This is a genomic window from Cystobacter fuscus (genome assembly GCF_002305875.1).
Classification (GTDB): domain Bacteria; phylum Myxococcota; class Myxococcia; order Myxococcales; family Myxococcaceae; genus Cystobacter; species Cystobacter fuscus_A.
This window is the reverse complement of the sequence record NZ_CP022098.1, coordinates 2,196,214-2,209,758: the sequence shown is the minus strand read 5'-3', so window position 1 is coordinate 2,209,758 and position 13,545 is coordinate 2,196,214. Positions and strand designations below refer to the sequence as shown.

The following is a 13,545-nucleotide window of genomic DNA, read 5'->3' as shown; positions in this document are numbered from 1 at the left end:
CTTCGCGTTAGCGTGCGGGCCGTTGTCTTCCGAAATGGAGCAGCAATGACGGACCCGAAGAACACCTCTCCGGACGCTTCCACACGTCCGGAGACCCCCACCTCCGAGAGCACGGAGGGCGCCACCCGCCGGGAGTTCATCGCCACCGCTACCGTGACCGTCGGCGGAGCCCTGTTGTTGGACGGTTGCAGCCATACCCCGTCCACCCCCGACACCCCCACCCCTCCCGGTACTCCTTCCTCGCCCCCGGCCACCGGTGACGTGGACGTGTCGTTCACCCTCAACGGCCAGCCCCGGACGGTGAAGGTGGACACGCGCACCAGCCTGCTGGACGCGCTGCGTGAGCGCCTGGACATGACCGGCACCAAGAAGGGCTGTGACCACGGCCAGTGCGGCGCGTGCACGGTGCTGGTGAACGGCCGGCGCGAGCTGAGCTGTCTGTCGCTCGCCGTCATGAACCAGGGCGCCGAGGTGCGCACCGTGGAGGGCCTGGCCGAGGGCGACAAGCTGCACCCGATGCAGGAGGCCTTCCTCACCTGTGACGCGCTGCAGTGCGGCTACTGCACGCCGGGACAGATCATGAGCGCCGTGGGCCTCATGTCCGAGCCCTGCGGGCCCGCGGACGACGACGTGCGCGAGGCGATGAGCGGAAACATCTGCCGGTGCAGCGCCTACCCCAACATCATCGCCGCCATCCAGCAGGTGCGGCAGAACGCCAAACAGTAGCCTCCAGGTCTCGCGCATGAATCCCTTTCAATATGAGCAGGCGCAGGAGCTGAGCTCCGGCGCGGAGCGGGTGCGTCGCACCCCCGAGGCCACCTTCCTCGCGGGCGGAACGACCCTGCTGGACTTGATGAAGTTGGGCGTGGAGAAGCCCGCCGTCCTCGTGGACGTGCGCAAGCTGCCGCTCGCCCAGGTGGAGGAGCTGCCCGATGGAGGCCTGCGGCTGGGCGCGCTCGCGCGCAACAGCGACGTGGCCTTCCATCCGCTCGTCAAGGAGCGCTACCCGCTGCTGTCCCAGGCCCTGCTCGCGGGCGCCTCGGCGCAGTTGCGCAACATGGCCACGGTGGGCGGCAACGTCATGCAGCGCACCCGCTGTTCGTACTTCCGCGACACCTCCACCCGCTGCAACAAGCGCGAGCCCGGCACGGGCTGCTCGGCGCTCGAGGGCATCAACCGCGGCCATGCGGTGCTGGGTGTCAGCGAGGCGTGCATCGCCACCCACCCCTCGGACATGGCCGTGGCGCTCGCGGCCCTGGGCGCCACCGTGCGCGTGAAGGGCGACAAGGGCGAGCGCTCCATCCCCTTCACCGACTTCCACCTCCTGCCCGGCACCACGCCCCAGCGCGAGACGGTGCTCGAGCACGGGGAGCTGATTCTCTCGGTGGACGTGCCCGCGCTGCCCGCCGCGAAGCAGTCGCTCTACATCAAGGTGCGTGACCGCGCTTCGTACGCCTTCGCCCTGGCCTCGGTGGCCGCGGCGCTGGAGGTGAAGAACGGCCGCATCGAGCAGGCCCGGCTCGCGCTCGGAGGCGTGGGCACCAAGCCCTGGCGCGTGCCCGCCGCCGAGGCGAAGCTCGTCGGTCAGGCCCCCTCGCCCGAGGTGTTCCAGGCGGCGGCCGCGGCGGCGCTCGAGGGCGCCCAGCCGCGCGAGCACAACGGTTTCAAGGTCGAACTGGCGCGGCGGCTCGTCGTGCGTGCCCTGACAGTGTTGGGAGGTCGCTCATGAACGGCAAGCTGATTGGCAACCCCGTGGACCGGGTGGACGGCAGGCTCAAGGTCACCGGCAAGGCCACCTACGCCGCAGAGAACCACCCGGAAGGCATGGTCTACGCCGCCATCGTGCAGAGCACGGTGCCGCGCGGCAGCGTGCTGCGCATGCAGACGGCCGAGGCGGAGAAGGCCCCGGGCGTGCTCAAGGTGCTCACCCCCCGCAACATGCCCAAGCCCGGGGGGCTGGCGCAGTACAGCGCCATCCCCATGCTGCCCAAGCTCGCCGTCATGCAGGACAGCGAGGTGCTCTACAACGGCCAGCCCATCGCGCTGGTCGTGGCCGACACGTTCGAGCGCGCCACGTACGCCGCCTCGCTCGTGCAGACCACCTACGTGGAGAAGCCCGCCATCCTCGACCTGGAGAAGGCGCGGGCCAACGCGCAGCCCGCCCCGGGCATCTTCGGCGGCCCCCCGCCCGGGCACACGCGCGGCGACGTGGAGGCCGGGCTCAAGGCCGGCCCGGTGCACGTGGAAGCCACCTACGTCACCCCCGCCGAGACGCACCACCCGATGGAGCCCCACGCCACCGTCGCGGTGTGGGACGACGCCCAGCACCTCACCCTGTACGACGCCAACCAGGGCGTGCACTTCATGCGGCAGTTCCTCTCCATGCTGCTGGCCATGCCGCAGGAGAACATCCGCGTGCGCTCGCCCTTCGTGGGCGGAGGCTTCGGGTGCAAGGCACTGCCCTGGTCCCACGTCGTGCTGAGCATCCTCGCGGCGAAGGAAGTGGGCCGTCCGGTGAAGGTCGTGCTCACGCGTCAGCAGGTGGGCTCCCTGGTGGGCTACCGGCCCACGACGGTGCAGAAGGTGGAGCTGGCGGCCAGCCCCAAGGGCCAGCTCACCGCCCTGCGGCACACGGGCTTCTCGGAGCTGTCCGAGCAGGACTCCTTCGCCGAGACGTTCACCGCCGTGAGCGGCATGCTCTACGCGTGCCCCAACGTGACCACCTCCCAGCAGGTGGTGCGGCTGAGCACGTCCACACCCACCTTCATGCGCGCCCCGGGCGAGGCCCCCGGTACCTTCGCGCTGGAGAGCGCCCTGGACGAGTTGGCGCACCAGCTCAAGATGGATCCGCTGGAGCTGCGCCGCATCAACCACGCGGACAAGGACCCGGAGCACGGCCGCCCCTGGTCCAGCAAGTCCCTGCTGGAGTGCTACCGCGTGGGTGCCGAGCGCTTCGGCTGGAAGAAGCGGCCGCTCGCGCCGCGCTCCCTGCGCGAGGGCGACAAGCTCATCGGCTGGGGCATGGCCACCGCCACCTTCCCCGCCATGCGCGGCCAGGCCGCCGCCCTGGCGCGCGTGCTCCCGGACGGCACCGCGGTGGTGCAGTGCGGCGGCTCGGACCTGGGCACCGGCGCCTACACCGTGCTCACCCAGGTGGCCGCCGACGCGCTCGGCATGTCCCACCAGAAGGTCCGCATGGAGATGGGCGACAGCATCCTGCCGCTCGGCCCCCTCGCGGGCGGCTCCATGAGCACCGCCACCGCCTCGCCCGCCGTCCAGGGCGCGGCCGCCTCGGTGCGTGAGCAGCTGGTGAAGCTCGCCGTGGCGGACAAGGCCTCGCCCCTGCACGGCCTGGCGGAGAAGGACGTCCTCACCGAGGACGGTCGGCTCTTCTCGCGCAAGGACAAGTCCAAGGGCGAGACGTACGCGCAGCTCCTCACGCGCCAGCAGTTGCCCCACGTGGAGGGCAAGGGCGAGGCGGCTCCCAAGGAGGAGGAGAAGAAGTACAGCAGCCACGCCTTCGGTGCCCACTTCATCGAGGTGCGCGTGGACGAGGCGCTGGGCACCGCCCGCGTCAGCCGCATCGTCTCCACCATGGCCGCCGGCCGCATCCTCAACGCCAAGACGGCGCGCAGCCAGATCAGCGGCGGCGTCATCTTCGGCCTGGGCATGGCGCTCACCGAGGAGACCCTGCGCGACCCCCGCAACGGGCGGGTGATGACGGCGGACCTGGCCGACTACCACGTCCCCGTGCACGCCGACGTGCCCAACATCGACGTGCAGTTCATCGAGGAGGAGGACAAGTTCGTCAATCCCCTGGGCATCAAGGGCATTGGTGAGATCGCCACCACGGGCGTCGCCGCCGCCGTGGCCAACGCCGTCTTCCACGCCACCGGCAAGCGCATCCGCGAGCTGCCCATCACCCTGGACAAGCTGCTCTAAGGAGGTCGGGCGGAACGCCTCCCGCGTTCCGCCCCCCTCCCCCAGCCTTCCAGTACTGGCGGAAATAACCGCCCTTCCTTGATTTGCTGAAAAAAAGGGCATGAGATGCGGCTCTCCCATCGAGATTGGAGAAGCCCATCATGTCCAGACACCCGCTGACCCTGTTGTCGTCACTGCTGTTATTGCAGGCCTGCAACCCGGTGATGGAATCACCGGAAGAGGCGTCCGAGCCCGTGGCCGCCCCGGCCCAGCAGCCCCTGGCGGCGCCCGGCTTCGCCGAGCTGCACCACCACATGTTCGCCGAGGAGGCCTTCGGCGGCGGCTGGTTCCACGGCAGCTACACCGGCACGCTCACGAGCTGTGATGGCGGAGCGCCCGAGAGCGACCATGCCCGGGTGCGCATGGATTTGAGCAACATGCTCAACCTGTGCCCCAACTCGGGCAGCGTGGACCTGAGCGGCGTGCCCCTCTTGTCGTCGCTGTTCGGCGTGGGCGGAGCGGCGGCGTCCGAGTTCATCGGGAAGATCGAGGGCACGGAAGGGGACACCGGCCTGCACCTCGGGCGCAAGAACGTGAACACGCAGTGGCCGCGCTGGGACACCATCGCCCACCAGCAGGCGTGGGAAGGATGGCTGAAGCAGGCGCACACGGGCGGCCTGTCGCTGGTGACGGTGTCGCTGGTGAGCAATGGCTTCCTGTGCAGCGCCCTGCCCTACGCCAACCTCAACCGCCCCTGCGACGAGATGGCGGACGTCGAGGTGCAGATTCAAATGGCCAAGGACTTCGACGCGCGCACGGACTGGGCGGAGATCGCCCTGTCGCCCGCGCACGCCCGGCAGATCATCGCCTCGGGCAAGCTGGCCCTGGTGCTCTCCATCGAGGTGAGCAAGCTGTTCGGCGACAAGGACTGGCGCTCGGAGCTCAACCGCTTCTACGGCCTGGGCGTGCGCTCGCTGCAGCCCGTGCACCAACTGGACAACCGCTTTGGCGGCCCGGCGCTGCACAACGCCATCTTCCAGGTGGCGCAGTTCCTGGAGAACTGCCACATCGACACCGACTGTGGTGCCACCGCCAACGGCTTCACGCTGGGCTTCGACGTGGATGCCAACTGCCGCAACACCAAGGGCCTGACGGAGGACGGCAAGGCGCTGGTGCGCGAGATGATGGCCAAGGGGATGCTCATCGACATCGCCCACATGTCCGAGCGCAGCGTGCAGGACACGCTCGCCCTCACCCAGGCCAACACGTACTACCCCATCTACGTCTCCCACGGGCACTTCCGCGAGGTGATGAACCCGGAGCTGGCCGCCACGGAGAAGACGACGCCCGCCAACATCGTGCGCGCCCTGCGCCAGAGCGGCGGCATGTTCGGCCTGCGCACCGCGCATGACGAGACGCGCACGTACACGCGCACCTCCATCGCCAACAACTGCCAGGGCTCCAGCCGCTCCTTCGCCCAGGCATACGAGTTCGGCCGGCAGGGGCTGAAGGTGCCCATGGCGTTCGGCGCGGACTTCAACGGCTTCATCCAGCAGACCCGGCCGCGCTTCGGCTCCTATGGCGCGTGCTCGGCCGGCTTCAAGGCCGAGGCGGATGCGCAGGCCGCCCAGCAGCGCCTGTCCGGGCCCGCGCGCCTGGGCACCGACTTCGACCAGTACGGCCTGGCCCACGTGGGCCTCTTGCCGGACCTGCTGCGCGACCTCAAGCAACTGGGCGCCAACACCACGGGCCTCGAGGGCTCCACGGAGAGCTTCCTGCGCATGTGGGAGCGCGCCCAGTCCACCCGCGCGGGCATGGCGGACGCCGCGGCGGACATCGACACCAGCGGCGTGGCGCCCTACGTGGACAAGGCCACCCGCGAGGCGCAGTACCCCCAGGTGTGCGGCAAGGCCTACTCGCCCGCCTCCAAGGTGCTCGGCGAGACGTGCCGCTTCAACGAGGAGTGCGTGAGCGCCAAGTGCACCTCCATGGAGTGCGGCGCCATCACCGGCACCTGCATCTGCGACGGCGACAACGACTGCGGCGCGCAGCAGTACTGCGGCTGGGGCCTCAACACCGGCGTGTGCCAGAACAAGAAGGCCAAGGGCGCCCTGTGCGCGGAAGGCCGGGAGTGCCTGTCGGGCACCTGCCGCTGGCTCACCTGCGGTTGAGCCCGGGACTCCCCTCCGCGGGGGCGGCTCCCGGCGCCTCGGGCTCCACCCCGCGTGGGCCCGTCGCGCGCACGGCGGCCGCCGGGGTGCCCTTGCCCTGGAAGGGCCAGCGCATGGGCACCAGCACCACGAGCAGGGCGAGCAGCACGGCCGTCAGCGGCGTGCCGAGCCGGAAGAAGTCCGTGAAGCGGTAGTGGCCGGGGCCGTACACGAGCACGCAGCTCGGCTCGAGCGGGGTGATGAAGGAGCAGCTCGCCGCGAGCGTCACCCCCATGGCGAAGGGCCGGGGATCCACCCCCAGCTTCGCCGCGGCGCTCACGGCCACCGGCAGCACCACCAGGGCCGCGGCCTGGTTGCTCATGGGGGCCGACAGCACGATGGTGAGCACCATCATCACGAGCATCACCAGGCGCGGGCCCCCATAGGCCCCGAGCCGCGCCGCGTGCTCGCCGAGGAAGCGCCCCGCCCCGCTCGTCTCCATGGCCACGCCCAGCGCCATCATGCAGCCGATGAGCAGCACCACCCGCCAGTCCACCCGGAAGGCCCGGCCCGCGTCCACGCACCCGGTGGCGATCATCGCCAACATCCCGGCGAGGCCCGCCACCGCCAGCGGCACCACCTCGAGCGAGCCCAGCACCAGCGCCCCGAGGAACAGCGACACGGCCAGGAGGGCCTTGGCATGGCGGGGCGGCTGGTACTCCACGTCCCCCAGCACGAGCAGCTGGGCGCCGTCCGTCAGCTCCTTCACCCGCTCGCGCGCCCCCCACAGCATCAGCACGTCCCCCGCCGACAGCTCCAGGGTGGACAACGAGTGCCCGCCCACGCGCCGGCCCAGCAACTGCAACTTGGTGAGCCGCTGGATGACGGGCCGGCGGTGCAGCGCCAGCGCCACCAGGCCATAGCGCTCGAGGAAGTGCGTCTCCTTGAGGCTGTGGCCCACGAGCGGGCTGTCCGGGGACACCGTCGCCTCCACCAGGATGCTGTCCTGGGGGCGCAGCTCCGTGTCCGACAGCCTCACGTCCGGCCGCAGCTCGATGCCCTTCAGGTCCTTCACCCGGAGGATGTCCTCGCGCTTGCCCTCGATGATGAGCCGCTCGTCGCCCACGAGCTGGTAGGCCGGGAGCGCCGGCAGCGACTGTCCCGCGCGGCTGAGCCCGATGACGCGCAGCCCGAGCCCCGTGGTGATGTCCGCCAGGCTCTGGCCCAGGTAGGGGGAGTCCGAGGGCAGCATCGCCTCGGTGAGGTAGTCGCGCAGGTTCCAGTCCGCCGAGGAGCCCTCGCCCTCGCGCGCCGGCAGGAGCAGCGGCCCCAGCAGCACCACGAGCAGGATGCCGACCACCGCCAGCGGCAGGCCCACGGGCGCCAGCTCCGTCACCCCGAGCGGCGCGAGCCCCAGGCGGGGCAGGGCCGCGGAGACCACCAGGTTGGTGGAGGTGCCGTAGAGCAACACCATGCCCCCCAGCATGGAGGCATAGGCCATGGGCAGCAGCACCTTGCTCTTGGGCACCCTGGCGCGATGCGCCGCCCCGATGGCCACCGGCAGGAAGGCCGCCGTCGTCACCGTGTTGGACACGAAGGAGGAGAACACCGCCACCGCCCCCATCATCGCCAGCACGAACGTCTGGTGGCCAAAGCGCGCGAAGAAGGACAGCCGCTGCCCCACCAGCAGCACCACCCCCGTGCTCGCCAGCCCCTGCGTCATCGCCAGCAGGGTGAAGATGAAGACCACGGTGTCGTTGCTGAAGCCCGCGAAGGCCTGCTCGGGCGTCAGGACTCCCGTGAGCGCCAGCAGACACACGATGGACAGCGACGTCACCTCGATGGGAATCGCCTCCAGGGAGAACAACACGAGGGCCACCAGCACGGCACCCAGGACGATGGCGATGGTCATGAGAGGGCGTGCAGCCTGGAGTCCACCGGGCGCTGAAGGAAATCTTCCGGTACTGAACGTCGTCTTCTGAATAGACACGATTCAATTAGTAAAATTGAATGAAGTAGCCAGTCTCCGAGGGAGAAGAGGAAGCGGGCGTCATTGCTTTTACAAACGGGAGCCAGAAATGTAGCCGGACCTTTTACAAGGAGATGTCCACATGGCCTCGCTCCAAACCCCAGGGATCCAGGGCAGTGCTCCCACGAAGAACCCGGAGCTCCTGGCCTGGGTGGCGAAGATGGCGCAGATGACCCAGCCGGATCAGATCGTCTGGTGTGATGGGTCGGAGGAAGAGAAGAAGCAGCTGACGGACCTGGCGGTGAAGCAGGGCATCCTCATCCCGCTCAATCCGCAGAAGCGCCCCGGGTGCTACCTGCACCGCTCCAACCCCAACGACGTGGCGCGCGTGGAGCACCTCACCTTCATCTGCACCACGAACAAGGAAGACGCCGGGCCCACCAACAACTGGATGGAGCCCGAGTCGGCGTACACCAAGCTGTCCCACCTGTTCACCGGGAGCATGAAGGGCCGCACGATGTACGTGGTGCCCTACGTGATGGGCCCGCTGGGCAGCCCCTTCGCCAAGGTGGGCGTGGAGCTGACCGACAGCGTCTACGTGGCGCTCAACATGCGCATCATGACGCGCATGGGTCGCCCGGCGCTGGAGACGCTGGGCGACTCGGGCGAGTTCAACCGCGGCCTGCACAGCACCGGGGACCTGAACCCGGATCGCCGCTACATCTGCCACTTCCCCCAGGACAACACCATCTGGAGCTTTGGCAGCGGCTATGGCGGCAACGCGCTCTTGGGCAAGAAGTGCATGGCGCTGCGCATCGGCAGCTACCTGGGCCAGCACGAGGGCTGGCTCGCCGAGCACATGCTCATCCTCGGCGTCACCAGCCCCCAGGGAGAGACGACGTACGTGGCGGCCGCCTTCCCGTCCGCGTGCGGCAAGACGAACTTCGCCATGATGATTCCGCCCAAGGAGTACGCGGGCTGGAAGATCGAGACCGTGGGCGACGACATCGCGTGGATGCGCGTGGGACCGGATGGGCGCCTGTGGGCCATCAACCCCGAGGCCGGCTACTTCGGCGTGGCCCCTGGCACCAACACGAAGAGCAACCCCAACGCCATGGCCAGCGTGGCGCGCGACACCCTCTTCACCAACGTGGCCCTGACGGCCGATGGGGACGTGTGGTGGGAGGGCATGGACGGCGAGGTGCCCGAGGAGCTCACCGACTGGCAGGGCCGGCCCTGGAAGAAGGGCAGCACGGAGAAGGCGGCGCACCCCAACAGCCGCTTCACCGCGCCCATGACGAACAACCCCGTGCTCAGCCCCAAGGCGAACGACCCCATGGGCGTGCCCATCTCCGCCATCATCTTCGGCGGCCGCCGCTCCAACACCGTCCCGCTCGTGCTCCAGGCCTTCAACTGGACCCATGGCGTCTTCCTGGGCGCCACCATGGGCAGCGAGACCACCGCCGCCGCCACCGGCAAGGTGGGCGTGGTGCGCCGCGACCCCATGGCCATGCTGCCCTTCTGCGGCTACCACATGGGCGACTACCTCCAGCACTGGCTCAACATGCAGAAGGCCATCGCCCACCCGCCGAAGATCTTCCAGGTCAACTGGTTCCGCCAGGACAAGAACGGCAAGTTCATCTGGCCGGGCTTCGGCGAGAACATGCGCGTGCTCGAGTGGATCGTGAACCGCGTCCACGGCCGCGTGCCCACCGAGGAGACCCTGCTCGGCTGGGTGCCGCGCTCCGATCAGGGCCTCAACACCCGGGGATTGGATCTGCCCAGGGAGTCCCTCGCCGAGGTCACCTCCATCAAGCCGGACGAGTGGAAGGCGGAGCTCAAGAACCAGGAGTCCTTCTTCGAGTCCCTGGGACTCAAGGCCCCCGAGGCGTTGACGCTTCAGCGCAAGCTGCTCATCTCTCGTCTCGAGAGTTGACAGACCTGGCACATGGCCGGTGAGCCCCGCTCGGCGGGGCGTGGGGCCGCCCTTCCGCATCCAGGAGGGAGCGGCCCGGATGTTTTGGAGTAGACTCGGCCGCCATGAGATTGGTCCTGCTTCTGTGGGCGGCCCTGCTGCTCACCCCCTTCGCGGCACACGCCAAGGCCCCCTCCGCCAAGGAGCTCGTGAAACAGGCGGAGCGGCTGTATGACCAGAAGAAGTACGTGGAGGCCGCCGAGGCGCTCGAGAAGGCCAACGAGCAGGCCCCGGACTCGCGGCTCGTCTACAACATCGCCCGCGCGTATGACCAGGCGGGCCGGGCACGCGAGGCCATCAGCTACTACGAGCAGTACATGACGGACGGCGAGGACGCGCAGCTGCGCAAGCGCGCGCGCTCGGCGGTGGATCGCTTGCGGCTGCAGCAGCAGAAGGAGGAGGAGGCCGCGGCGGCGGCGGAAGCCGAGCGCAAGCGCCTGCAGGAGGAGGCCGAGGCGGCCCAGCGGCGCGTGGAGGCGGAGCGCGAGGCGGCCCGACAGGCGGAAGCGACCAACCAACTGCGGCTCGAGGAGGCGCACCAGGACGCGCTCGCGGCGCGCAAGCGCACGCAGATCACCTCCTTCGCCCTGGGAGGACTGGCGGTGGCGGGTGTCGGCGTGGGCATCGCCTTCGGAGTGCAGGCGGCGAACGCCCGCGCGGACTTCAACAATGCCCAGGACCTGGACACCAAGCTCGCCGCGCGCACGGCCACCCGGAGCAACGCGCTGCTGGCGGACATCGGCTATGGGGTGGGCATCGTCAGCGCCGTGGCGGCCGTGCTGCTCTATCCCCGGCAGCCCGTGCCCGTGGCGGGGCAGGCCCGGTTGATCTCCGCGCCCCGGGGCTCGGGCGCGGGTGTGGAGGTGAGCTTCTGATGCGCGCACTATGGATGACGGGAGTGTTGTCGGTGCTGGCCAGCGGGTGCAGCTTCATCTCGGCGGCGGGGCTCGACGAGTGCGAGACGAGCGCGGACTGTGGCAGCGACCGGGTCTGCACCCCCGAGAAGCTGTGCCTGCCGCTGCCCCTGGGCTGCGGCACCGTGTATGGCTCCCAGAGCCCGGACGCCATCCCCATCGGGGGCCTGTTCCCCGTGCATTCCGGCACGGGCGTGGGCGCGCCCATCGACGAGTCGGATGAGCAGGCGCTCAACGCCGCGGTGCTGGCGGTGGAGCAGATCAACCAGCGAAGCTCTGGCGGCAAGCAGTTCGCCCTGTACTACTGCGACACGGGCAACGACGTGGCGCGTGCCCAGCGGCAGGCCGAGTGGCTGGTGAAGGAGAAGAAGGTGCCGGCGATGATCACCGCGGGCAGCAGCCAGACGCTCCAGGTGGCCCAGGCGGTGAGCATCGCCGCGAACGTGGTCACCATGAGCTACAGCGCCACCTCGCCCGAGGTGACCGACCTGCCGGACAAGAACGGCGGGCCGGTGGGGTTCGTGTGGCGCACCTCGTCCTCGGACGCCATCCAGGGCAGCGTCATCGCGAACCTGGTGCGCAACGACGCCCGCTTCGGCGCCCCCAAGAAGGTGGGCATCCTCTACGTGAACGATCCCTATGGGCAGGGGCTCTTCAACATCGTCTCCGAGCGCCTCGACGTGGCCCCGAAGGTGGAAAACGAAGGGGACTCGTATACGCGCCAGGGAGACGTCAAGGCCGCGCTGGACACGCTCAACCAGTTCGATCCGGATCTCACCGTGCTGGTGGGTTTCGCCAGCGACGTCACCAACATCCTCACCGAGGCCGCCACCCGGCCCAACCTCCAGCGCAGCGTGCACAAGTGGCTGTTCTCCGACAGCGTGAAGGACGTGGCCGTGCTGGCCAATGGCACGGCGTCCGCCCAGGCGCAGGGCTTCTATGGCACGGCGCCCGCCCAGGGCACGGGGCAGGCCTTCCGCGCCTTCCAGAGCAGCTTCAAGGACCGCTTCAACAAGGACCCGAGCGCCTACGCCTATACCTCCAATGCGTATGACGCCATGTACCTGCTGGCCCTGGGCGCCGCCTACTCCCAGGGCACCAGCGGCGCCGTGACGGGCCCGAAGCTGGCCGAGGGCCTGACGAAGGTCTCGTCCGCGACGAACAACCCCGTCCAGCTCACCAGCAGCAGCTTCACGAGTCTCGCCGCGGAGCTCGCCGCGGGCCGGAGCGTCAACGTGGATGGAGCCAGCGGCGCCCTGGACTTCAACAACGACACGGGCGAGGCCCCCTCCCCCGTGGAGCTGTGGCAGGTGAGCGGCAACAACTTCCTGACCATCGAGACCATCCCGGCGCCCAAGACCACGCCGTGACGCTCCCTCCCCCGCGCGAGCGCCTCCCCAAGGGGCGCGGCGCGGGGGAGCGGCACGCTACGCCCAGGACGCCGCCTCGTCCGCGCCCGCGTGGAACCAGGCCGGCACCGGTTCCTCGCCCTCGAAGTAGAGCAGGCTCCGGACCCCGTCCCGGTCCTCGATGCGGATGCACTGGAGGTTGCCCTCGTCGTCCATGAGCAGGTGCACGTGCTCCGGGTCACTGACGTGGTGGGTGAACTCCCGCCGCAACGTGCCCACCGTCACCTCCAGGGTCCCCTGCTCCCGCGACTCCACGTCGATGCCCACCAGCGGCAGCGCCTGCTCCATCCGCCACGACGCCCCCTGCCTGTCCTCCACCTCCAGCCGGAGGGGATGGCTCGATGCCCGCTCGCTCAACAGCTCGAAGTAGGCGAACCAGCTCCGCCTGGGAATCTCCGCCGTATAGCCCATGGCCTGCCTCCTCCCCGGAAGGTAGGTCCGCACGCGCCCCGGCCATCCACCCCTTCATGAATGGAGATTCCCGACGACTCTCCAGGCCGGAGGGCGAGCAGGCGGACATCCACCTCGTGGCTCGTCAGGAGCCCGTCCCCGCTTCCGGGTCCGGGTCACACGAACACAGGTCCGCGTCCTTGTCCTCTCCGCCCGCCACCCCATCTCCTCCATAAGAGGTGATGCGCGGCTTGCCCCCTTCATTCACATAGACGTACTCGTTGCCCCAGGGATCCTTGGGCAGCGCTTCCAGGATGTGGTGGTCCACGAGTCCGCGCAGGCCCATGGCCGTGTCTGGGAAACGGCCTTTCTTGGCGTAGTACACCTTGAGAGCGTCGCGCAGGGCGTGGAAGTCCATCCGCGCCCGGCGCTGCCTGGCCTGGTCCAGCTGAGAAAGCACGGACACCCCCACCGCGGCCATGATGAGCCCCAGGATGGTGATGACCACCATGATCTCGATGAGCGTCATGCCGCGTGCCTGGTGACGCCGCGATCCCTTCTTCATCTGTTGCACCTTGTAGCTCCTCGTCTGGCTCCCCGAGGAGCCAGACATCCACCTGTGCAACCCGCACGCCGGGCGCGCCGGCGCTCGTGGCATCGAGGAGCACGCAGCGGACGCGAGGTGGCTGGAGCCAGCGAGCACGTCACGCTGTCCCGGGCAATGGCCCGTTCATGGGACAGCGTGTCGAGACAAGATGGCGGGACACTTCGTCATGCCGAGCGCCACGTCTTCTGGCTGCTCCTCGAGCGGCCATCC

At 69.3% G+C, this 13,545-nt stretch carries 10 protein-coding genes; 7 read left to right on the top strand and 3 right to left on the bottom strand.

Going from position 1 to position 13,545, the window contains the following annotated elements:
- Positions 1-45 precede the first annotated feature (45 nt).
- The 4 genes from CYFUS_RS09240 to CYFUS_RS09225 all read left to right on the top strand — a co-directional run bounded on the left by CYFUS_RS09240 (position 46) and on the right by CYFUS_RS09225 (position 6,092).
- A complete protein-coding gene (locus CYFUS_RS09240; RefSeq protein ID WP_095984889.1) occupies positions 46-726 on the top strand; it encodes a (2Fe-2S)-binding protein in 681 nt (226 codons plus the stop codon).
- Positions 727-742: 16 nt separating this feature from the next.
- Positions 743-1,729 carry an FAD binding domain-containing protein gene (locus tag CYFUS_RS09235; RefSeq protein ID WP_095984888.1) on the top strand — a complete coding sequence of 329 codons (987 nt, stop codon included), beginning with the start codon at positions 743-745 and terminating at the stop codon, positions 1,727-1,729.
- Entirely contained in the window at positions 1,726-3,942 is a 2,217-nt protein-coding gene (locus CYFUS_RS09230) for a xanthine dehydrogenase family protein molybdopterin-binding subunit (protein WP_095984887.1), read from the top strand. The genes CYFUS_RS09235 and CYFUS_RS09230 overlap by 4 nt, the downstream gene beginning before the upstream one ends.
- 140 nt (positions 3,943-4,082) lie before the next feature.
- On the top strand, positions 4,083-6,092 hold the full coding sequence (locus CYFUS_RS09225) for a membrane dipeptidase (protein WP_095991891.1): 2,010 nt from the start codon (positions 4,083-4,085) through the stop codon (positions 6,090-6,092).
- On the opposite strand, the gene CYFUS_RS09220 is transcribed toward CYFUS_RS09225, so the two are convergent.
- Entirely contained in the window at positions 6,079-7,983 is a 1,905-nt protein-coding gene (locus tag CYFUS_RS09220) for an SLC13 family permease (protein ID WP_095984886.1), read from the bottom strand. The two genes, CYFUS_RS09225 and CYFUS_RS09220, sit on opposite strands and share 14 nt — an antisense overlap.
- A gap of 199 nt (positions 7,984-8,182) precedes the next feature.
- Between CYFUS_RS09220 and CYFUS_RS09215 the strand changes: the two genes are divergently transcribed.
- The 3 genes from CYFUS_RS09215 (at position 8,183) to CYFUS_RS09205 (ending at position 12,299) form a co-directional block, all read left to right on the top strand.
- Positions 8,183-9,976, top strand: a complete 1,794-nt coding sequence (locus CYFUS_RS09215) for a phosphoenolpyruvate carboxykinase (GTP) (protein WP_095984885.1) — start codon at positions 8,183-8,185, stop codon at positions 9,974-9,976.
- Positions 9,977-10,080: 104 nt separating this feature from the next.
- Positions 10,081-10,890, top strand: a complete 810-nt coding sequence (locus CYFUS_RS50480; RefSeq protein WP_157758350.1) for a tetratricopeptide repeat protein — start codon at positions 10,081-10,083, stop codon at positions 10,888-10,890.
- Positions 10,890-12,299 carry an ABC transporter substrate-binding protein gene (locus CYFUS_RS09205; RefSeq protein ID WP_095984884.1) on the top strand — a complete coding sequence of 470 codons (1,410 nt, stop codon included), beginning with the start codon at positions 10,890-10,892 and terminating at the stop codon, positions 12,297-12,299. The genes CYFUS_RS50480 and CYFUS_RS09205 overlap by 1 nt, the downstream gene beginning before the upstream one ends.
- Positions 12,300-12,356: 57 nt before the next feature.
- Here CYFUS_RS09205 and CYFUS_RS09200 read toward each other — a convergent pair whose 3' ends face one another.
- A complete protein-coding gene (locus CYFUS_RS09200) occupies positions 12,357-12,749 on the bottom strand; it encodes a DUF5335 family protein (protein WP_095984883.1) in 393 nt (130 codons plus the stop codon).
- Between the two features lie 124 nt (positions 12,750-12,873).
- Positions 12,874-13,293, bottom strand: coding sequence for a type II secretion system major pseudopilin GspG (gene gspG, locus CYFUS_RS09195; protein ID WP_198316515.1), 420 nt, complete (start codon positions 13,291-13,293; stop codon positions 12,874-12,876).
- Positions 13,294-13,545: the final 252 nt, after the last annotated feature.